Source organism: Planococcus wigleyi (genome assembly GCF_014836985.1).
GTDB classification, from domain to species: Bacteria; Bacillota; Bacilli; order Bacillales_A; family Planococcaceae; genus Planococcus; species Planococcus notacanthi.
Window position 1 is genome coordinate 66,049 of record NZ_JACSPU010000005.1, and the last position, 19,896, is coordinate 85,944.

The 19,896-nt window shown below is 45.8% G+C and carries 18 protein-coding genes and 1 tRNA gene; 13 read left to right on the forward strand and 6 right to left on the reverse strand.

Annotated elements, in window-relative coordinates:
* Positions 1 to 49: 49 nt before the first annotated feature.
* Together H9630_RS14090 and H9630_RS14095 are read left to right on the forward strand one after the other, a co-directional pair.
* Entirely contained in the window at positions 50 to 1,036 is a 987-nt protein-coding gene (locus tag H9630_RS14090; RefSeq protein WP_191716132.1) for an ABC transporter substrate-binding protein, read from the forward strand.
* Between the two features lie 148 nt (positions 1,037 to 1,184).
* A complete protein-coding gene (locus H9630_RS14095; RefSeq protein ID WP_191716133.1) occupies positions 1,185 to 1,901 on the forward strand; it encodes a 3-ketoacyl-ACP reductase in 717 nt (238 codons plus the stop codon).
* A 150-nt stretch (positions 1,902 to 2,051) separates the two neighbouring features.
* Here H9630_RS14095 and H9630_RS14100 read toward each other — a convergent pair whose 3' ends face one another.
* Together H9630_RS14100 and H9630_RS14105 are read right to left on the reverse strand one after the other, a co-directional pair.
* Complete coding sequence (locus H9630_RS14100; RefSeq protein ID WP_191716134.1) at positions 2,052 to 3,341, reverse strand: MFS transporter; 1,290 nt, start codon at positions 3,339 to 3,341, stop codon at positions 2,052 to 2,054.
* 177 nt (positions 3,342 to 3,518) lie between these two features.
* Positions 3,519 to 3,893 carry a hypothetical protein gene (locus H9630_RS14105; RefSeq protein WP_191716135.1) on the reverse strand — a complete coding sequence of 125 codons (375 nt, stop codon included), beginning with the start codon at positions 3,891 to 3,893 and terminating at the stop codon, positions 3,519 to 3,521.
* A 156-nt stretch (positions 3,894 to 4,049) separates the two neighbouring features.
* Here H9630_RS14105 and H9630_RS14110 point away from each other — a divergent pair, with 156 nt between their 5' ends.
* On the forward strand, positions 4,050 to 4,583 hold the full coding sequence (locus tag H9630_RS14110) for a hypothetical protein (protein ID WP_191716136.1): 534 nt from the start codon (positions 4,050 to 4,052) through the stop codon (positions 4,581 to 4,583).
* Between the two features lie 57 nt (positions 4,584 to 4,640).
* On the opposite strand, the gene selA is transcribed toward H9630_RS14110, so the two are convergent.
* Entirely contained in the window at positions 4,641 to 6,044 is a 1,404-nt protein-coding gene (selA, locus tag H9630_RS14115; RefSeq protein WP_191716137.1) for an L-seryl-tRNA(Sec) selenium transferase, read from the reverse strand.
* Entirely contained in the window at positions 6,044 to 7,945 is a 1,902-nt protein-coding gene (gene selB / locus H9630_RS14120) for a selenocysteine-specific translation elongation factor (RefSeq protein WP_191716453.1), read from the reverse strand. Before selB ends, selA begins: the two co-directional genes overlap by 1 nt.
* 158 nt (positions 7,946 to 8,103) lie before the next feature.
* On the opposite strand from selB, the gene H9630_RS14125 reads away from it, so the two are divergent.
* The 7 genes from H9630_RS14125 to H9630_RS14155 all read left to right on the forward strand — a co-directional run bounded on the left by H9630_RS14125 (position 8,104) and on the right by H9630_RS14155 (position 13,746).
* Positions 8,104 to 8,200 (forward strand) — tRNA-Sec (locus H9630_RS14125).
* A 224-nt stretch (positions 8,201 to 8,424) separates the two neighbouring features.
* Complete coding sequence (locus H9630_RS14130; protein ID WP_191716138.1) at positions 8,425 to 9,420, forward strand: glycosyltransferase; 996 nt, start codon at positions 8,425 to 8,427, stop codon at positions 9,418 to 9,420.
* A 50-nt stretch (positions 9,421 to 9,470) separates the two neighbouring features.
* Complete coding sequence (gene selD, locus H9630_RS14135; RefSeq protein WP_191716139.1) at positions 9,471 to 10,520, forward strand: selenide, water dikinase SelD; 1,050 nt, start codon at positions 9,471 to 9,473, stop codon at positions 10,518 to 10,520.
* A 116-nt stretch (positions 10,521 to 10,636) separates the two neighbouring features.
* Positions 10,637 to 11,539 carry a phosphate/phosphite/phosphonate ABC transporter substrate-binding protein gene (phnD, locus tag H9630_RS14140; protein ID WP_191716140.1) on the forward strand — a complete coding sequence of 301 codons (903 nt, stop codon included), beginning with the start codon at positions 10,637 to 10,639 and terminating at the stop codon, positions 11,537 to 11,539.
* 11 nt (positions 11,540 to 11,550) lie between these two features.
* Entirely contained in the window at positions 11,551 to 12,306 is a 756-nt protein-coding gene (phnE, locus tag H9630_RS14145; protein ID WP_191716141.1) for a phosphonate ABC transporter, permease protein PhnE, read from the forward strand.
* Positions 12,307 to 12,318: 12 nt separating this feature from the next.
* A complete protein-coding gene (gene phnC, locus H9630_RS14150) occupies positions 12,319 to 13,089 on the forward strand; it encodes a phosphonate ABC transporter ATP-binding protein (RefSeq protein ID WP_191716142.1) in 771 nt (256 codons plus the stop codon).
* Between the two features lie 60 nt (positions 13,090 to 13,149).
* Positions 13,150 to 13,746 carry a polysaccharide deacetylase family protein gene (locus tag H9630_RS14155; protein WP_318248000.1) on the forward strand — a complete coding sequence of 199 codons (597 nt, stop codon included), beginning with the start codon at positions 13,150 to 13,152 and terminating at the stop codon, positions 13,744 to 13,746.
* Positions 13,747 to 13,794: 48 nt separating this feature from the next.
* On the opposite strand, the gene H9630_RS14160 is transcribed toward H9630_RS14155, so the two are convergent.
* A complete protein-coding gene (locus tag H9630_RS14160; RefSeq protein WP_191716143.1) occupies positions 13,795 to 14,268 on the reverse strand; it encodes a DinB family protein in 474 nt (157 codons plus the stop codon).
* 147 nt (positions 14,269 to 14,415) lie between these two features.
* Positions 14,416 to 16,449: a Na+/H+ antiporter gene (locus tag H9630_RS14165; RefSeq protein WP_191716144.1), complete on the reverse strand. Its 2,034-nt coding sequence runs from the start codon at positions 16,447 to 16,449 to the stop codon at positions 14,416 to 14,418.
* A 212-nt stretch (positions 16,450 to 16,661) separates the two neighbouring features.
* On the opposite strand from H9630_RS14165, the gene H9630_RS14170 reads away from it, so the two are divergent.
* The 3 genes from H9630_RS14170 to H9630_RS14180 all read left to right on the forward strand — a co-directional run bounded on the left by H9630_RS14170 (position 16,662) and on the right by H9630_RS14180 (position 19,871).
* Positions 16,662 to 17,399 carry a hypothetical protein gene (locus H9630_RS14170; RefSeq protein WP_191716145.1) on the forward strand — a complete coding sequence of 246 codons (738 nt, stop codon included), beginning with the start codon at positions 16,662 to 16,664 and terminating at the stop codon, positions 17,397 to 17,399.
* Positions 17,400 to 17,539: 140 nt separating this feature from the next.
* A complete protein-coding gene (locus tag H9630_RS14175; RefSeq protein ID WP_191716146.1) occupies positions 17,540 to 18,688 on the forward strand; it encodes an NAD-dependent epimerase/dehydratase family protein in 1,149 nt (382 codons plus the stop codon).
* A gap of 43 nt (positions 18,689 to 18,731) precedes the next feature.
* Positions 18,732 to 19,871, forward strand: a complete 1,140-nt coding sequence (locus H9630_RS14180; protein WP_191716147.1) for a glycosyltransferase family 4 protein — start codon at positions 18,732 to 18,734, stop codon at positions 19,869 to 19,871.
* Positions 19,872 to 19,896: the final 25 nt, after the last annotated feature.

Consider the following 19,896-nt stretch of genomic DNA (forward strand, 5'->3'; position numbering starts at 1 on the left):
GAATACTTTATTAAATAAAAAATTATTTTATACAGGAGGAACTCATCTTATGAAACGTATCTTTTCACTTATTGCACCTGTCGCTATGGTCGGCGTGCTGGCAGCTTGTGGTTCACCTGAAGCTGGCGACGACTCATCTTCTGTCACTATCGGCTATTTCCCTAACCTGGACCACGTTCCTGCAATGGTTGCAAAAGACCAGGAAATGTATGAAAAGAACCTGGAAGACGGCACAGCTGTCGAATATGTAACTTTCGCTGATGGAGCCGACTTTATGACAGCACTGAAAACCGGAGATATTGATGCCGGCCTTGTTGGACCTGGCCCCGCGATGAACAACTACACGAACGGTGCAGACGTTACCATGATTGCTGGCGGCGCTTCAGGCGGTACCGTAGTCATGGCCAGAAATGGCAGCGGCGTTGAGTCTGTTGAAGATTTCGCAGGCAAGACGTTCATTACGCCACGCGTCGGCTGCACACACGATGTGCAATTTGAAACTTTCATGAAAGAGCATGGCATCACTTCTAACCGGATCGGCGGAGAAATGCTACACCAAACTGGCAACCCGGCTCAGTATGAAGCGATGTTCGCTACTGAAAAAGTCGATGTTGCCGTTGCTCCTGAACCTTGGGCTTCTGTACTGAAGCAAAAGACTGGCGCTAAAGTGATTATTGAGCCGGATGAAATTTCATTCGGAACGACCTTGCCGGCTTCCGTTTTGGTGACTTCAAGCAAACTGATTGAGGAAAATCCTGAAATGGTGCAAGGCATTGTTGATGCACATAAAGAAGCGACAGAATTTATCGCACAAAATCCGGATCAGGCAAAAGAGATCACGATCAACACAATCGATGACATCACCGGCCAAAAGCTCGAAGCCTCTATCATTGACGGTGCATGGGAAAACATGATTTTTGATACTGCTCTTGCACCTGAAGAAATTCAAGCATTCGGCGATTCATCGTTCGACTTGAAGTTCCTGAAAGAGCAACCGGATTTCGCTTTATTGACGGATACACAATTCCTTGATTAAAACTTCAATTAGCAGCAGAAATTTTTTCTGCTGCTTTTTTGTATCCTTTTAACAAAAAACTCCTTTTTGAGCTCTTCCTGAAGGTTTTCTAAGTTGGTTTTGCTACACTAGAAGATGGAAATGATTTGTGAAAAAAGGAGCTGTCTATATGCAAAACTTAACAGGAAAAAATGCGTTGATTACAGGAGCTGGGAGAGGGATTGGAAGAGCAACCGCGATTGCTTTTGCTGCAGAAGGAATCAACGTCGGACTTGTGGGACGCACTGCAAGCAATTTGGAGAAAGTTGCAGCAGAGCTGGAGCAGTACGGTGTGAAAACTGTATTTGCTGTTGCTGATGTAGCTGACCCTGAAGCGGTCAATGCAGCAGTCGAGCATATTGCAAGCGAGCTGGGATCAATTGACATTCTGATCAACAATGCCGGGATCGGCAAATTCGGCAAATTCCTGGAACTGTCGGCTGAAGAATTCAAAGGGATTATCGATACCAACTTGATGGGTGTCTACTATGTGACACGTGCCGTCCTGCCGCAAATGATCGAGCGCCAATCAGGGGATATCATCAATATTTCATCAACAGCCGGACAAAAAGGAGCGCCGGTGACAAGTGCTTATAGTGCATCGAAATTCGGTGTCATGGGATTGACGGAATCATTGATGCTGGAAGTCAGAAAACACAATATCCGTGTCAGTGCTTTAACCCCGAGTACCGTTGCCACTGACTTGGCAGTTGAAGCAAATCTGACCGATGGCAACCCCGACAAAGTTATTCAGCCGGAAGATCTCGCTGAAATGATGGTTGCTCAATTGAAGCTGCATCCCCGTGTTTTATTGAAATCGGCTGGACTTTGGTCGACCAACCCTTAAAACCTAAATCCTATAAAAGAGACTGTCCCAAATGTCATTTATAATTGACAAAAGGACAGCCTCTTTTTTTGTATAATATCCATGCCGTTTCATTCGCTTCAGCAGACTCGCGATAAACCGGCTGGGACTGCCGCCTGAATTTTTTTCATTTCAAGTATCCACCTGTGCCGTCTTTTTCATAGACCAAACAACAACCGGAATCAAGAGAAGCGCAAGAAACCCGCCGCCCAAAGACATCACTGCGTAGCTTGACTGGGCCATGACCATTCCCGAAAACCCGCCGCCTGCAGCGCCTGCTAAAGCAACCAGCACATCAACGGTTCCTTGTGTTTTGGCGCGCGTAGATGGATGGGTTGAATCGACAATAAGCGTAGTGCCGCTGATCAATCCGAAATTCCAACCCAGTCCCAACAACGCAAGCGCAACAATCAGAACGGCTAAAGAATCAGCCGGCGCCAATGCGGCTACAACTCCAGCTGCCATAAATGTCACACCAGCTGCTGTTGCCATGACTACCCTTCCTAATTTGTCGACAAGGATTCCCGTGACGATGGATGGCAGATACATCGCAGCAATATGGATGCTGATGACCAGCCCAACGGCTCCCAAATCGTGGCCATGATGCCCCATATGGATCGGCGTCATAGTCATAATGGCAAACATGATCAATTGCGTCAGCACCATAACTGTAGCTCCCAGATACACGCCTTTCTTATTGATGGTTGAATCTACAGGTTCCATATCCGCTTTACTCTCTTGGCGAACTTGCCGATGCTCCTGGATTGCCAGTGACACCAGCAACGGATCCGGCCGCAAGAAAATCAGCAGAACAATCCCAGCCAGAAGATAGGCAATCGCCGCCAAAATAAAAGGTCCGGCTAGAGCCGGAATGCCGATGGATTCGGCAAAACGACCCATCACTCCCACCAAATTAGGGCCGGCAAATGCACCAAACGTTGTCGACACTAATGCAATGCTGATAGCTGTACCGCGCTGTTTGGCACTCGCCAAATCTGTCCCTGCATAGCGCGCCTGCAAATTAGCGGCTGTTCCGGCACCATAAATCAGCAAAGCGGCAAACAGCAACCAGACATTAGTTGAGAGGGCTGCCAAAATTACTCCAATTGCACCGATTCCGCCAGCTAAAAATCCGGAAGCCAAACCGGTTCTTCGGCTGAAACGTTGGGATACTCTGCCGATCACGAGCGCCGCTGCAGCCGATCCCAGCGTAAACAGTGCCACCGGCAACCCTGCAAAGCGATCCGTCCCCAGCATATCCTGCGCAAGAAGTGCGCCCACTGTCACCCCAGCTGCCAGGCCGGCTCCTCCAAAAATCTGCGACAGCACAACAATCCATAAGGTTCGCCGATACAGCTCCTTGATTTTTTCCGGAGATTCGATATAGCCCTGCAGCATCTGTTGATTGGTTTTTCTGTTCATGTTTTCCCTCGTTTCTATGCCAATTTTCTTAAAGGATTTTGTCATTAAAGCTTTGCATCTAAAAAATCCAATTCTATTCTCAGTATAACGGTTTCCTTAATGTCAATCATTGCCTTTCCAAAATAAAAAGGACCTTTGCAGGCCCTTCTTGGCTTCCCATTCTATTGTGCTTGTCTTTTAGGCAAGCGGCTGTTCTCCTGCATCTATCGGGCGCAGCCATTTTCTCATCTTTTGGCGTTGCCGCTTTTCTCTCGGCATAACTTTTTTAGCACGCTGCAATAAAGATTCCATCTCTGCTTCCGCCTGCAGATTTTCTGGCCAGCAATACTTGGTTAAGAAATAATACAGAAACTGGATAGCTTCAATATGCTCTTCTTGATTGTACGGTGCCAGCATATTCAAATTGCCGATCATCCGTGCCGCTTCCTCTTGGTCTTTGAGCTGTTCCAAATCTGGTCTGTATTTATAATAAAATTTTTTCATATCTCCATAAAGACCGTTCAATTCCTCCAGTTTCACTGGCGACATTTCGTCAGCATGCAATTCACTCATCTGTTCTTCCTCCTTTTCAGCCGCGCGAGAGTTTTCATTGATTCTTTTTGTTCTGTATGTATTAAAAAATACCCTTCTTTGGTCCTAATAAACAAAGATCTTTAGAAATCTTCTATATAATATAAGATGAATAGACTGAAATGGAGTTGTGAGCCAATGGCGAATATGCAAAAAAAGAAGTCAGGCCTCTCTTTTGCCTGGCCATGGGTATTGGGGCTGGTCCTTATTCTTCTTGTTGTCGGTGGCTGGATGCTAAAGCCCGAATCCGAGGAAGCAAAAAACTTAACAGCCAGACTGCAGATAACCGTCATTGAAGAACTTGGAGAAAAGAGCAATATGGATAAAGAACGTATCGTAGATATCTCAGTTTATCAGGTGTCATCGGGGTGGGATGCAGAGTTTATCTTAAATGCGGATAAAGGATTCACCACTATTTCAACCAAACAGCTCATGTGGCAGCAGGCAATCGCCATCCTGGCGCCTTTATCAGAATTCGGGGAACTGAAGGATATCTCTATTTCCTGGGTTTACCCAGTGGCTGGGCCAAACGATAAAGTAACTGACCAAAGTGTCATGTCCTTCAGGTTGGACAAGACTACACGCAATCAATTGATTTGGGAAAATGTCGAGCCCTCTCTCCTCCCTGATATTGCATTTGATTACAAAGAACATTCCGTTTTGAATGAATAACAGCAATCAAAAAGGTGAACCGGATTATTCCCGGTTCACCTTTTCCATCCTGCACGATTATTCACAAGCCACAAATCCCGCGACCAAAGCGACCATCTCTGAATTTTCGACAGTCCGAAAATCCAGACATACCCCGTCATCTTGAATGCGGGTTATGATGGCCGGCTTGGACTGCCTTAAGCGAGCCGCTACTTGTTCAGCACTCAATGTCTGATGTTTCACTGCTGCCACATAGGTGGGGATTTCCACTCCTGGCATTGTGCCGCCGCCTATTTGGGAAGTGCTTGCCTTGAGCTCACTATGATACTTCGAAGACTGTGACTGCAACCTATCCACAAATGACTGTGCCTGCACTTGAATAGCTGCCGCCGGGCGGATTATGTCCCGGACCGTGGGCAGTTCATTGATTTTTTCAGGATCGCCCAAATACTGTTTCAAGGTTTCTTCCAATGCCGCCAACGTCATTTTATCGACACGCAGGACACGTGCCAATTGATGCTTTTTCAATCGGTCGATCCATTCCTTTTTACCGGCAATCAACCCTGCCTGTGGACCGCCCAACAGCTTGTCACCACTGAAGGAAACGAGGTCTGCACCGCTTTCGATCACTTCACGGACAACCGGTTCATCTCCGATTCCGTGCTTTTTAAAGTCATATAGCGCGCCACTGCCTAAGTCTTCATAGAAAATGACGTCATGATGATTTTTCGCCAATGCGGCTAATTGAGACGTTTCCACAGTTTCTGTGAAACCGATCATCTTGAAATTGCTGGTATGGACTTTCATGATCATGGCGGTTTCTTCATTTATCGCCTGCTCGTAATCATAGAGATGGGTCTTGTTGGTCGTTCCGACTTCAACAAGCCGTGCGCCGCTTTCTTCCATAATAGAAGAGACACGGAAAGAACCGCCGATCTCCACCAATTGGCCGCGAGAGACAATAACTTCCTGCTCTTTGGCCAATGCACTTAGAACAAGAAACACAGCTGCTGCATTATTATTTACGACCATTGCAGCTTCAGCACCGGTTGCTTCCACTAATAAATCTTCAATAATATCGTGGCGCGATCCACGCTTTCCTTCCGTTAAGCGATATTCCAGGTTCGAATAATTTTCTGCTGTTTTTACAACATGGGCGATAGACGCGGCACTTAAACGGGAACGCCCTAAATTGGTGTGCAGAACCGTACCCGTCGCATTGATTACCCGTTCCAAACGGTCTTTCTGCCACTCACTGATCCGGTCTTCAACCAAGTTGAAAAGCTGCCCGGCAAAATCCGGAACTTTTTCTTTAACCAGCGTCTCTTCCGCCAGCAAACTCTGCCGCAGTTTGCCTATTTCTTTTTGCAGGAATTCAGTCAGCTGCACATCGCTCAGCTGGAACAGCATTTTCAATTCTTTAAAGCGAGGATCTTTCTGTAATTCATGAATCGCCGGAAGCTGCCGCAAATACTGTTTCATCACTTCTCCTCCATCCAGTAACGCTGGTCTTCTGCCCGTCTCGTATAGTTTTGCTCATCCAGCAATTCCAAAAACGGGATCATGTATTTTCTCGATAAATTAAGGATATCCTTTGCCTGTTTCAAATCAAATGAAGATCCCGTGTTATTTTTCAACAGCTGAAACGCTTCTTGAAACGCAGTCCGGTGGATCAACGTATCTTCCTTTAATCGATAAGCTTGAGAAGTTTCGAGCAAATAAACTGTCAATTCAGCGATTTCCATTTTAGGCAACGGTGATCCAAGGAAATACTCTTCCCATTTCTTCACTTGGAAACCGTCCTTCTCTAACGCAACAATTACCTGTTCCATTCGCGCACGCCACTTTTTCGGTAAATGCGGCTGGAAATGTGCAATCGCTACAAATTGACCAGTTCGCTTGATTTCCTGTTGTTCACCCAATAAGTTCAAACTGTATTCAAGAAGCGGCTTCGGATAGGCCCCACTCGCCGACTGAATCATTTCCGCTTTGCCCATGCCGGTGCGCATTGGAAACTCCTCATGAAATTTCCGCAGCCTTTCCAGAAACTCATCTTTTATTTTAATGAAGGTTTTGCTTAAGCTATAGCCTTGTCGCGGAATTTCCATCCACAATCCCGAAGCCACCCCATCTGCTAAAGCAGCTTTCAAGACGCCGGCATCCAGTGAAGTCTGTTGCATCAGCTGCTGTTCATCAAGCAGCTGATATTTGTTCAGTGCATCCGCCACCAAATCCTGCGGCGTCCCTTGTTGGTATTGGCGAAGCATTTCAATGGTTTCTGTGCCAAAGCGGTACTTGCCGCCAGTTGGCTGGATCACCCAACCGCCTCCAATCGTCTCCATTGGACTTGGCCGGCGCAAAATAAACCGGTCGCCCCGGCGGACTACAATTTTTTCATCCAAGCGAATTTGGCATAGTACTTCGTCCGGTGTCTGCTCCAGTTCCTTGCGGTCAAAAAAGACAATCTTCCCCATCACTTCAGATGTGCCGATATGAACTTTGACAGCTGTGCGTTGTTTTAAAGGAGTGAATTTACGGCCAATCACCTGCAATGCAACATCGAGAGTATCCGTCACCAGGAAATTCTCGGAATCCACCAATACATCTCCACGTTTTACAGCTGTCCGATCGATGCCGCCAAGATTGATGGCTGTCCGCTGGCCTGCCCGTGCCTGTTCGCGTTCTTCGTGATGCACTTGAATTTGTCTCGCTTTCACGGGAATTTCTCCCGGCAAGATCAGCAGCTGCGCCGCTTTCCGGACCACTCCTTCATACACGGTCCCTCTGACTACTGTCCCTTGTCCTTGAACCGAAAAAACCTGATCAATCGGCAACCGGAAAGAACCGTAAGCGTCGCGGAATTCGGCAGTATTCAATTCTGTTAGAATCGTCTGCTTCAATTCATCTATCCCTGTACCTGAAAGGCTATCGAGCGTGACATAAGGCGCTCCGTGAAAAACAGTTCCCGACAACCGTTCTTTGATATCATCCATCACCAATTCGAGCATCACTTCATCAACCCGATCGATTTTTGAAATGGCCACAATGCAGCGTTTCACTCCCAAAAACTGCAGAATTTCCAGATGTTCTTCTGTCTGCGGCATAATGCCTTCGTCCGCTGCCACCACCAAAATCACCAAATCAATTCCCGCAACGCCCGCAATCATCTGGCGGATAAACCGCTCATGACCCGGCACATCCACAATCGACGCGAAGACACCGTTTTCCAACTGCAAAGGCGCATAGCCCAATTCAATGGAAATGCCCCGTTCTTTCTCTTCTTTTAATCGGTCCGTATCAACATTCGTCAAAGCTTTCGTCAAACTCGTTTTGCCATGATCGATATGCCCAGCCATGCCGATGGTAAAATACCGTTCTTCCATTTTCTTCACACGCCTTCTCTTATTGCTTCTCCCTTTACTTTAGTCTTCACTAAAGGCGGTTTCAAGCCTGAGCCTCACATCCAAACGCATATTTAAGCACCTGTCTTGCACAGAACTTTTTTTCAGTATAAACTTGTACAAGTCCGCTACTACTATATGGGGTTGGATGGGTGACTGGTGTCTTCCTGGGTCTTCAAAACCCTGAGGGGCCTGCGTGCCAGGCTCGGTGGGTTCGATTCCCACACAATCCCGCCAAATACATACTGAAATGCTGAAGCGCCCGTGTAGATTCGACGGGCATAAGACGCACTGGCGAAGCGGCATCTTTTCAGCCGCATAGCCACCAAAAGATTGCCTCTTAGGCAGTCTTTTTTTCTTGATGAAAGACAAGTTAAGTGACAAGCCCCACAGGCTTCCGGATAATCTAATAGACCAGAAGTGTTTATAACTTCTAATCACGGAATAAAAGGATGAAGAAAATGAAAATTGTTTTAGCTTCACCGAATTACCCGCAGCTGCGCGGCAACACAATAACAGTACAACGAATCGCAGATAATCTAAAAAAACTGGGTCTAGATACGGAAATTGTCTCGACAACAGACGACAATACCATTCATTCGTTTCCGCCAGCTGATATCGTCCATGGATTTCATGCTTATAATTTCTATAAATTTCTGCAAAAGCTGGATCGAATGCCCGACCATTACATTGTCACGATCACAGGCACTGATCTCAACCATGACCTTTTTGATCCGGAGAAACGAAAAGATGTCCTCGCTTCTTTGCACGGAGCAGAAGCCATTCATGTATTCGATGAAAAAGCCAAAAATCTGTTGTTGAAAGAAGTTCCGGGAGTGGCTGATAAAGTGTTTATTATGCCCCAAGGCAATCTCCCTGCTCCCGAAGGAACTTCTCCTGTCAAAAAAGAACCGGGCAGTTTTTTGTTTTTCTTGCCTGCAGGCATTCGAAAAGTCAAAAACATACCTGCTGCAATTTCAATGCTCCATGATTTGCATTTGCGCTATCCACAGCTTCGGCTCTGGCTGGTGGGACCCGTTCTGGAAGAAGCGGAAGGGCAAACCGTTCTCGGCCTTGTTAACCGCCACCAAGAATGGATTCGTTATCTTGGTCAAGTGCCGCATGAAGACATGGCGGCTATTTATCAACAGGCAGACGTGGTCTTGAACACTTCCCTGTCAGAAGGGCAACCTGCAACGATACTTGAAGCGATGGGCTATGCTGTGCCTGTGCTTGCTTCGGATATTCCCGGCAACAGCAGCATCCTTTCCAATGGGGAAACAGGGCTTTTATACAAAAGCCGAAACGAATTCCTTGATTATGCTGAAAAGCTCATGAATAATAACAAAATAAGGGAAAGTATTGGCCATGCCGCTGAAGCTTATGTGAGAAAACATCATTCAAGTGAACGCGAAGCCGAAACTTTGCTGGAAATTTACAAGCGTATTGTAAAATAAAAAAATTTACATTGTATAATAGAATATGATTTTGAAAAGGAGAGATTGACATGGTTGAAAAAGAAACTGTAAAACTAACTTCTTTATCTACAAAAGGCGGTTGAGGCTGCAAAATTGGTCCTGAGGACCTGGCGCAGGTTCTGCGTCACTTACCGAAAAATGTAGATGATCCCAACCTTTTGGTCGGCCTGGAAACAGCTGACGATGCAGGTGTTTATAAAATCAATGATGAAACAGCATTAGTACAGACTTTGGATTTCTTTACCCCGATTGTGGACGATGCCTATATGTTCGGCCAAATTGGTGCAGCCAATGCCTTAAGCGATGTTTATGCGATGGGTGGCAAGCCGCTGACTGTCATGAATATTGTCGCTTTCCCAATCAACACATTGGATAAAAGCATTTTAGCTGATATCCTGGCTGGTGCTTCTGACAAGGTCAAGGAATCAGGCGCCACTTTGGTCGGCGGCCATTCAATCGATGATCAGGAACCGAAATTCGGACTTTCCGTAACCGGCACAATCCACCCCGACCGGATCCGTTCCAACGCCGGTGCAAAACCGGGAGACCGGCTGATTTTGACCAAACCGATTGGTGTTGGCATCTTAACGACTGCCATCAAACAGGGTATTTTGGAAAAAGAGGATTTGGATGAAGTCATGAATGTCATGGCCACATTGAATAAAACCGCAGCAGAAGTGATGGAAAAATACACCGTCAATGCCTGTACGGACGTGACCGGATTTGGCTTGCTTGGCCATACGATGGAAATCGCCAAAGGCGGCAATGTCGGCGTAACCGTGACAAACCAGGATGTCCCTGTCCTGAAGCGTGCAAAAGAGCTCGCCGAACAAAATGTCATTCCAGGCGGCACGAGAAAAAACCGTCAATGGCTTGCAGATGACATCGATTATGCCGATAACATCAGTGAAATCGATCAATTGATCTTATGTGATGCTGTCACTTCTGGAGGACTGCTGATATCAGTCCCTGAATCAGAAGCCGAGGCTTTGCAGCAGGAGCTGTTGGAAAACCACGTCCAATCAGCCATTATCGGCAATGTAAGCAGTGACAATGCCGGACGGATCCAAGTAGTTTAAGATCACCGGCTGTTCAAAAGAATGAAAAGCTTAAAATTAAGCTTTGTGCAAGGACTCTGCAGGAGTCCTTGTTTTGATATATGCTCTATACCCAAAACGATAAAGAGGTGCTTGTATTGAAAAAATGGATTTTAACCGTTTCTATACTTTTGCTGGCCTTGTTCCTGTCAGCCTGCGGAAACGATTCAGCTGAAGAAGAAAGTTCAACAACAGGCGACACCCAGGAACCCTTCACTATCGGTGTAATTCCAGCCCAAACAGAAGGTGAAATGCAGACGGCAATGGATAAACTGCAAACTATCCTTGCTGAAGAATTGGATCGCGAAGTCGAAATTGAAGTATATCCCGACTACAATGGCGTCGTTGAATCCATGAATTACGATCAAATTGATATGGCTTACCTTGGTCCGTTAACCTATGTAATCGCTGAAGCAAACAGCAACGCCAAAGCCATCATTACCCAATTGGTTGATGGCGAACCTTTCTACAATGCCTATGTCATCACCCATACAGACAATCCAGTTGCTTCTTTAGACGAGTTATTGGAAAATCCCGGTGAAGTGCAGTTCGCTTTCGGCGATCCAAATTCAACTTCCGGTTCCTTGATTCCATCTATTGAACTGCAGGACCGCGGTGTCTATGAGTCTGAGCAGGAAAATGAATTTGAAACTGTTCGTTTTACCGGATCACACGATGCAACGGCATTGGCTGTTCAAAACAAACAAGTTGATGCAGGTGCTATCGACAGCGCCATTTATAATCAATTATTGGAATCAGGTAAAATCGATGAAGACCAATTAAAAATCATCTGGGAGTCTGAGCCTTTGTTCCAATACCCATGGGCTGTGCTTGAAAGCACTGATGATGAAACTGTCGCAAAACTGCGGGAAGCATTTTTGGCGATAGAAGATCCCGAAATCCTTGATGCATTCGGCGCAACCGGTTTTACGGAAGCTGACAATGCAGATTACGAAAGCATCAAACAAGCCGCGATAAAGCAAGGAATCATTGAAGAATAGAGTTGATTAGCTTGTGGTTTAAGAAAAGCAATTTTATTACAGTATTAATCGTTCTGGTGCTGATTTATTTCAGCATGAGGATTACGGAGTTCGACCTCACTAAGTTCAAGGATTTCCGCAACATGATCGACTTCCTGGCCCAATGGTGGCCGATGGATTTTTCCAAGTTGCCGGGTATGCTGGAAGATACATTCGAAACTTTGGCAATGGCCTTTCTGGGAAGTGTCTTCGGTTTATTGATCGCTTTGCCGATCAGCTTCCTTGCGGCACGCAATACCGCGCCTTCAAAGGCCCTTTTCCAATTTACACGTGTCACACTCAGCTTTGTACGTTCCATCCCTGAAATTGTATTCGGCTTGATTTTGCTGACAACACTCGGTCTCGGACCATTTCCCGCTGTCATCGCCATTATGTTCCATAATATCGGCGTTTTTGGGAAGCTTGTTTCCGAGTTGATCGAAGCCGCCGATCCGGGTCCACAGGAAGCGATGCGTGCAGTCGGCGCCAAAAACTGGCTGGCCAACCTGTTCAGCATCCTTCCACAAATTTGGCCGAATGTGCTGTCCCAGTTTTTCTATCGTTTTGAAGTCGCCATCCGCACCTCGCTTATTTTAGGGTTTATCGGCGGCGGCGGTATTGGCCAGCGCTTGTTCAATGACTTTAAAACGTTTCAATACTCTTCCGTATCGCTGGATGTCTTGATCATTATGATCATGGTTATTGCCATCGACTTTTTGGCCAGCACCATTCGAAATCGCGTCATTTAAAGGAGTGGCTATATGATTCAAGTGAAAAATTTAACTGTACGTTACCCAAATATGAAAACCGAAGCGCTTGCTGATGTCAGCCTGTCTCTCGAAAAAGACGATTTTGTCTGTGTACTAGGCAAAAGTGGTGCAGGAAAGTCAACATTCATCCGTTGCTTGAACGGCCTCCAAAAGCCCACTGGCGGGGAAATCCATTTTGATGGGCAAGACATTTCTTTTCATAACGAAGAACAGCTGCGCAAAGTACGCCGCCAGACCGGGATGATCTTTCAACATTTCAGCCTGATTCCCCGCTTAAGCGTCATGCAAAATGTCCTGACCGGCATGTTCGGCTACCGTTCTTCTTTCAAAAACCTGATTGGTTGGTTCACAGCTGAGGAGTTGGCTTTAGCTAAAAAAGTCATTGAAGATGTCGGCTTGTCGGAAATGGCATATCGGAAAGTCGAGCACCTGAGCGGCGGACAGAAACAGCGTGTGGGCATTGCCCGTGCCTTGGCCCAACAACCAAAAATTTTGCTTGGAGATGAACCGGTTGCAAGCTTGGACCCCGGCACTTCCAATCATATCTTCACGCTGCTGACGGAAATGCATGAGCGTTTGAACCTGCTGACCATCATCAATGTTCATGACATTGAATTGGCGAAACGCTATGCTACCCGCATCCTGGCTTTAAAAGACGGCAAGTTGATCTTCGACGGGCCACCTGAAAAATTCTCTGATTCCCAATACCGGGAAACTTATACATCCGAACCGCAAACGGCTTATTTCGATGCTGGAATTTGACAGCAAAAGGAGATGATCTTCGTGATTAAAAGTCCATGAGCAGTTGACCAATCCAGGGTCGTGTACGACTCTACTCACCCGCAAATCGTAACGCTCAATCAAGACGGCAGCAACAAGTCTGTGGTCCTCAGTTTTGACGATGGCCCAAGCAAAGTGCTGCCGCAGATTTTAGACATCCTGAAACAGGAAGCCGTGCCTGCCCTGTTCTTTTGGCAGTCTCGCCTGTTATATCCGGCAAGGCCATGGCAACGGCTGCTGGACGAGGGACATGTTGTCGGCACACATTCCATGAAACACCGCAATTTGGTGCAGCTGTCCTACGAGGAACAATACCTGGATCTCAAGAACAGCGTAACCCATATTGAAAGCATCACCGGCACACGGGTTAATTATTTCCGTCCGCCCTATGGACGTTTTGATTCCAATACCTTAAAAGCAGCAAAGGCATTAGGCTTAACAACCGTCTTGTGGCGAATTGCCTCGATGGATTGGGAACTGAAAGACAATCCCGATCAAATCATTCGCTATGTGGCAGAAAACCTGGAGGATGGCGCCATCATTCTCTTGCATGAATTAGAGCAAACCGTAGCTATCCTGCCTCAACTGATCCAAGCCATCAAAAAACAGGGCTACAGCTTCTCTTTGCTTCATGAATAGTAAAAAACAGCGCCGATTTCCGGCGCTGTTTTTTTATTGACACTCGTTTTAATTGTCGTCTTGAGTAGAAGGCGGTGGCCAGGCACCGATCAAACGGCGGGCAAAGACCACCTGTCCACCATGGTAGCTATTGTGATTGATGAGAACCATCAACAAATCTGCAGGCGTTCTTTTTCTTCCCCCGATTCCTTCTTCCAATGAATCTTTGGAAGCTTGCTGCGTCGCTCTTCCCAAGCCTTTCAAAAATCGGGTTACCGCGTCTGTATATTCTTTTTCGTTTGAAGGAGACGGAGAACTGGGCCATGATTTTAAATCTTCAGGACTTTCCGTTTTTTCTTCATTCAACTCCACCAATATAAAATCCTGCCAGTAATTCATATGAAACAACAGTTCCCAGACAGAATGGGGACTGCCTTCCGGTTTTTCGCCAGCCTGTTCCCAACTCAAACCATCAAATAGCATGTCCGTCTGATAATGTGCATACTTTCCTTGCAGCCCGTTCTGTAAATAACGATTGATCATCCAACATTCCTCCTTCGCATATTATTAATAAAGATTCAACGAAAAAGTCTAAATCCCTTTCAAAAGCGTTGAACCCTATTCAGTTAGGCCGAGAACTGTGGATAGATCAGATAGCTCTACTAGCAAAATCTCTTAGACAGACACCAATCATTCTCCGTGCTCGTGCAACGTGACACTTTCAATGTAATTGATGAAGCGCCTCAATTCTTTGGATTGCTCTCTTGTGATGTCGCCTGCAGCATACATCTGGTAAATCTCTGAGCGGCCCATGTCCATGACAATGACCCGCAATTCTTCTTTCTGCAGCTCGTATTTCTCATCATACAAAGCTTCCGGCTTTTTCAAACGGCTGATCATCTGCTTGTAATCAGAGATGACTGCATCCATAATTTTTTTAGGTTTGTATTTTCCTGCTGTTTTTTCAAGCCCTTGCAACGCTGCCTGCAATGCGTGCAACTGAATTTCGCGCCCTTCCTGGAATTCAACCAAACGCGTCTCTTCTTCTTTGAGATTCTGTCCTCTAAAGCGCCGCCATGCCCGAATCAGCTTACCTTGCAAATACAAGAACGTTGAACGCGTAGTATCAGCAATCACTTCTTCCCGGCGGTCCAAAGAACTTTCAAAGGCTTCGTACACTTCACCAGTCAGCTCTTTTTTGCGATGGAGCTCCTGAATGTATTTTCGTTCAAGCTTCAATGCCTGTAGGCGGACTTCCCGCATTTTCCGCTGGTACTTTTTATTCGCTTGCTCTGCGGCATCTTCTTCGGGCTGAATCTGTTGGAACCGCAATTTGTATTCATCCATCAATTCGTAAGCGGCGGCTTCATTTTCTTCTGTTATTTCAGATTTGATTTTTTTGATCGAATCAAGCAAAATGCGGCGCCGTGCTTCCTCCAAATCCATTTTCAATTCTTCTTTCCCGTCGGACAGCTGCCCCTTGCTCAGCAGCGGCAGCAGAATCGTCGCAACGATCAACGTGAATAAAATCGTCCCTGCAGCTAAAAAGAGAATGAGTGAACGATTGGGGAAGGCCTCTCCGGTATCCAATAGAAAAGGCAATGACAAGACCCCGACCATCGTTACTGTTCCGCGTACTCCCGTTAAACTGACGTATAACGTTAATTTCAAACTGGGTTTAGCGGCTTCTTCCATTTTACCGAAGCGGTATTCATAAACGGAAAACAGATAAGCCCAAATAAAACGGATTCCAAGAATCATTAAACCGATAGCAACCACATATGAAAAAATCAGCCATAAGCTGGAATTCGGATTTTCCAGAACACCGCTCATTGAGGTGGGGATATTCAAGCCAAGCAACAGGAACACAATACCGTTCAAAACAAAGAGAATGATTGTCCAAATATTCTCAGTCGCCACTTGTTCTTCGGCTATAAAGGTTTCAGTCTGCTCCCTAACCAGGGAATGCACAATTCCCGCAACCACCACCGCGATGACACCGGAAGCATGGAGAATATCTTCTGTGACAATGAAAATCAAAAACGGAGTCATGATCTGCAACAGGGTATGAAACGTTACATCATTGATGCCTTGCTTACGGAGAACCAAACGGATTCCAATAATCAGCAATCCGAGTAGGAGACCCAACAACCCGCCAGCAAAAAATTTATAAGAAAAGTCCAAGACAGCTTCCGACAACGAAAAATACCCTGTGACAACAGCCGTCACCGCATAGTTAAATGCCACAAGACCTGAGGCGTCATTAATCAGTGACTCGCCTCTCACCAGACTCAGCACTTTCTGCGGAATCCGAATTCGCTGTGCAATGCCGTTCACTGCCACCGGATCTGTAGGCGACAGGATAGCCGCTAAGGCAAATGCAGCAGCAAGCGGAATCTCATCAATCAGCCAGTGAATAAAATAACCGCCGACGATAGTTGTCAGCAACACCAAAATAATGGCATTGCCTAAGATAGGACCTTTCATTTGCCAGAGTTCTTCCCGCGGAAAATGGCGGCCGTCATTAAATAACAACGGTGCGATAAACAGCAGCAAAAACCATTCCGTTTCGATTTCAAAGGAAATGTCCTGATAAACCAAAACCAAAATAATTCCAAGAGCCACTTGGATTAATGCCGTAGGGATAAAAGGAATATAATGGCTCACGACATTTGAAATAAGCAGACAAATCAGCAAAAGAAAGATGGTAAGCAATAAGTCCATAACTGTTCTCCATTCCGCTCTAATTTTGAGCCTTCTCAATATGAGTATTTTATGTATACCCAAAATCTGTTGCTGCATACGCAGATTCGGAGTATTTCGTTCAGAGTTTTGATCTTGCAGCCCTTTGTTTCCGTTAAACTATTTTCTTCAACTCAAAGATCTTGTTATGTGAATTCGGGTATAGGTAGTTAAAATACTCAGGAGGTGCTTCGATGTTCTATCTGAGCCTGGCGTTTATTATCGGTTTCATGTTAATTCATATCTTTACGAATTACATTAAGTTCCTGGATCGCAAACCGAAAAACAGGTTAATGTCTTTTGTATCCGGCGGCTCGATTGCTTACGTCTTCCTGCACCTGGTCCCTGAGTTGACCCATTATCAAGAAGTAGCCGAAGAGGCTCATTTGCCGACTTGGTTGGAAAACCTTGATTATGTGACTTACCTTGCGACTCTTGCCGGCATCGCTTTTTTCTACGGGATCAGTCAATTGAATGACAAATCCCAAGAAAAAAACAAAAGACAAAAAGACCTCACACGACCGAGCAAACCGGTTTTCGCATTGGATATTCTTTCGTTCTCCCTTTATAACGTGCTGATCGGCTATCTGCTTATTGATTTGAGCGGCGATAAGCTCATCGATTACTTCATTTACTTTATTGTTTTTTCCTTTCATTTTATCGCCAATAATCGGGTCCTGCATTTGACCCATGAAGAACTTTATACCCGAATTGGCCGCTGGACCCTTGCTTTGTCCGTATTAGCTGGATGGGTACTTTATAATTTCACGGAAACTACCGAGTTGAATATTGCGTTTTTCTCTGCCTTCCTTACTGGAGGCGTCATTTTGAATATCTTAAACGATGAACTTCCAGTCGAGAAAAACAGCAGCTATCCTTCATTCGTCGCTGGCCTAGTTATTATCACTGTATTATTGCAAGTCATCCTGTAAGGGATGGCTTTTCGGTTTGAATGTTTACTTTTCACCTTAAAGTGGTACAAAAGATATATGTATTAATCTGAAAAATCTGATATTAATAAAAGAGTAACATCAGGACCGTCAGACAAATTGTCGGAATGGGGGAATTTCAGATGAAGATTATTGTAGCAGGCGGAGACGGATTTTGCGGATGGCCCACTGCTTTGTATTTATCTCAAAAAGGACACGACATATCAATTGTGGATAGTAAGGTGAGAAGGCATATTGATGAAGAATTAGGATCCAATTCACTCACACCGATTGCCGCCCTCGAAGAACGGGTAGCTAAATGGAAGGAGTTAACCGGAAAAGAAATACGTACATATGAAGGCGATCTGCAGGATTTTGATTTCTTGAAGATGGTCCTTGAAAAAGAGCAGCCCGAAGCATTTGTCCATTATGCGGAGCAGCGGTCTGCACCGTACTCGATGATTGACAGGAAACACGCGATTTATACCCAGGTCAACAATGTGGTCGGAACACTCAATGTGCTTTACGGGATAAAAGACATTGTACCGAATTGCCATTTGATCAAGCTGGGGACCATGGGTGAATACGGGACACCGAATATTCCGATTGAAGAAGGTTATTTGGATATCGAGCACAAAGGCCGAAAAGACCGGTTGCCTTTCCCAAAGCAACCAGGTTCCTACTATCACTTGTCCAAAGTCCATGACAGCCACAATATCATGTTCGCCTGTCGTATTTGGGGAATTCGTGCAACTGATTTGAACCAAGGGGTCGTATACGGGCTATCTACAAACGAAACCAGTTTGGACCCGATTCTTGCCAACCGCCTCGATTACGATTCTGTATTCGGTACTGCGCTGAACCGCTTTATCATTCAGGCTGCCATTGGCCATGACCTGACTGTCTACGGAAAAGGCGGACAGACACGCGGCTTTTTGAATATCGAAGACACCGTGCGCTGCATTGAAATTGCAGCCGAAAACCCAGCTGACGCCGGGGAGTTCCGTGTTTTCAATCAGTTTACAGAAGAATTCTCGGTTATGGAACTGGCTCAGATGGTCAAAAAAGCAGCAGCAAAAGTAGGATTGTCCGTGAACATTGCTCACCTGGAAAATCCTCGGGTTGAAAAGGAAGAGCATTTCTATGAAGCTGCCAATACGAGCTTGCTAGATCTGGGATTAAAACCGCATCTATTGACTGAGGATGTTATTGGAAGTATTTTAAAGACCGCTATTGATCATAAAGATCGTGTCATCAAAGAAAACGTCCTGCCGACTGTTACCTGGAAGTAAGTAGTCGTCGCCGAAACGAATATTTCCGGAGGGAGCTGTTTCTATGAAGATCATGATCGTCACCGAAACTTTTCTGCCTTCTACGGACGGAATCGTTACGCGATTGACAGCCTGTATCCGTTGGCTTCACCGTGATGGCCACGAAGTCCAAATCATTGCACCAGATTTGGGTGTTCGTGAATTTGACGGGGCTTTCATAAAAGGAGTCCCAGCTTTTGCATTCCCATTTTATCGTTCCAAAAAATTCGCTTTTCCCAATCCTGTAGTCAAAAAATATATGGCAGCGTTTAATCCGGATATCGTTCACGTCGTCAATCCTGCAGTTGTCGGTTATTCCGGAGTCACTTACGCGAAAAAACTGGACATTCCATTGATTGCTTCCTACCATACCCATATCCCTCAGTATATGTCCTATTACAAATTGGGCAAATTAGATTGGCTGATGTGGTGGTTTATGAAAAAGATGCACAATCAGGCTGACCTCAATTTATGTACTTCTCACACTGTTTTGGAGGAGTTGAATCAAAAGGGCTTTGAACGGATGCAGGTCTGGAAGCGCGGCGTTGATACCCAACAATTCCATCCAAAGCATTCCAGTACAGCTATGCGTAACAGGTTATCCGGGGGACAACCAGATAAAATCCTCCTTCTCCACGTTGGCCGCCTGGCAGCTGAAAAAGAAATCGAAAAAATCCGGGATGTCTTAACTGCATCAAGCCAGTTTTGTATGGCACTTGTCGGAGATGGCCCGCACCGAAAGCAACTCGAAAAACATTTTGCTGGTACACCCACCGTATTTACCGGCTTTATTCATGGACAGGAACTGGCTTCAGCCTTTGCTTCATCTGATGCGTTCATCTTCCCTTCCACTACCGAAACCTTGGGGCTGGTCATCATGGAAGCAATGGCTTCGGGTCTTCCGGTAGTGGCAGCTGAAAGTGGACCTACAAAAGAACAAGTTACCCATCGGAGAAACGGACTGCTCTACAATTCAAAAGATCCCGACAGTTTCAAGAAAACCGTTCGCCTATTGGAAAATAGCTCCTTTCGAAAACAGCTGGCACAACAAGCTGTGGCTGATGTGTCAGAGTTAGGCTGGGCTGCCGCCGCAGAACAAATTCGGGATTTGTACAGACAGGTAGCCGATGCGAAGACCGCGAATTCCTTGGAAGCAGCTGAATAAGGGATTCAGCATTCCGCCAGAACTG

Excerpts from the sequence above, each read along its gene's own strand:
- H9630_RS14090 (WP_191716132.1), top strand. The coding sequence starts at position 50 with ATGAAACGTATCTTTTCACTTATTGCACCTGTCGCTATGGTCGGCGTG.
- H9630_RS14095 (WP_191716133.1), top strand. The coding sequence starts at position 1,185 with ATGCAAAACTTAACAGGAAAAAATGCGTTGATTACAGGAGCTGGGAGA.
- H9630_RS14100 (WP_191716134.1), bottom strand. The coding sequence starts at position 3,341 with ATGAACAGAAAAACCAATCAACAGATGCTGCAGGGCTATATCGAATCT.
- H9630_RS14105 (WP_191716135.1), bottom strand. The coding sequence starts at position 3,893 with ATGAGTGAATTGCATGCTGACGAAATGTCGCCAGTGAAACTGGAGGAA.
- H9630_RS14110 (WP_191716136.1), top strand. The coding sequence starts at position 4,050 with ATGGCGAATATGCAAAAAAAGAAGTCAGGCCTCTCTTTTGCCTGGCCA.
- selA (WP_191716137.1), bottom strand. The coding sequence starts at position 6,044 with ATGAAACAGTATTTGCGGCAGCTTCCGGCGATTCATGAATTACAGAAA.
- selB (WP_191716453.1), bottom strand. The coding sequence starts at position 7,945 with ATGGAAGAACGGTATTTTACCATCGGCATGGCTGGGCATATCGATCAT.
- H9630_RS14130 (WP_191716138.1), top strand. The coding sequence starts at position 8,425 with ATGAAAATTGTTTTAGCTTCACCGAATTACCCGCAGCTGCGCGGCAAC.
- phnC (WP_191716142.1), top strand. The coding sequence starts at position 12,319 with ATGATTCAAGTGAAAAATTTAACTGTACGTTACCCAAATATGAAAACC.
- H9630_RS14160 (WP_191716143.1), bottom strand. The coding sequence starts at position 14,268 with ATGATCAATCGTTATTTACAGAACGGGCTGCAAGGAAAGTATGCACAT.
- H9630_RS14165 (WP_191716144.1), bottom strand. The coding sequence starts at position 16,449 with ATGGACTTATTGCTTACCATCTTTCTTTTGCTGATTTGTCTGCTTATT.
- H9630_RS14170 (WP_191716145.1), top strand. The coding sequence starts at position 16,662 with ATGTTCTATCTGAGCCTGGCGTTTATTATCGGTTTCATGTTAATTCAT.
- H9630_RS14175 (WP_191716146.1), top strand. The coding sequence starts at position 17,540 with ATGAAGATTATTGTAGCAGGCGGAGACGGATTTTGCGGATGGCCCACT.
- H9630_RS14180 (WP_191716147.1), top strand. The coding sequence starts at position 18,732 with ATGAAGATCATGATCGTCACCGAAACTTTTCTGCCTTCTACGGACGGA.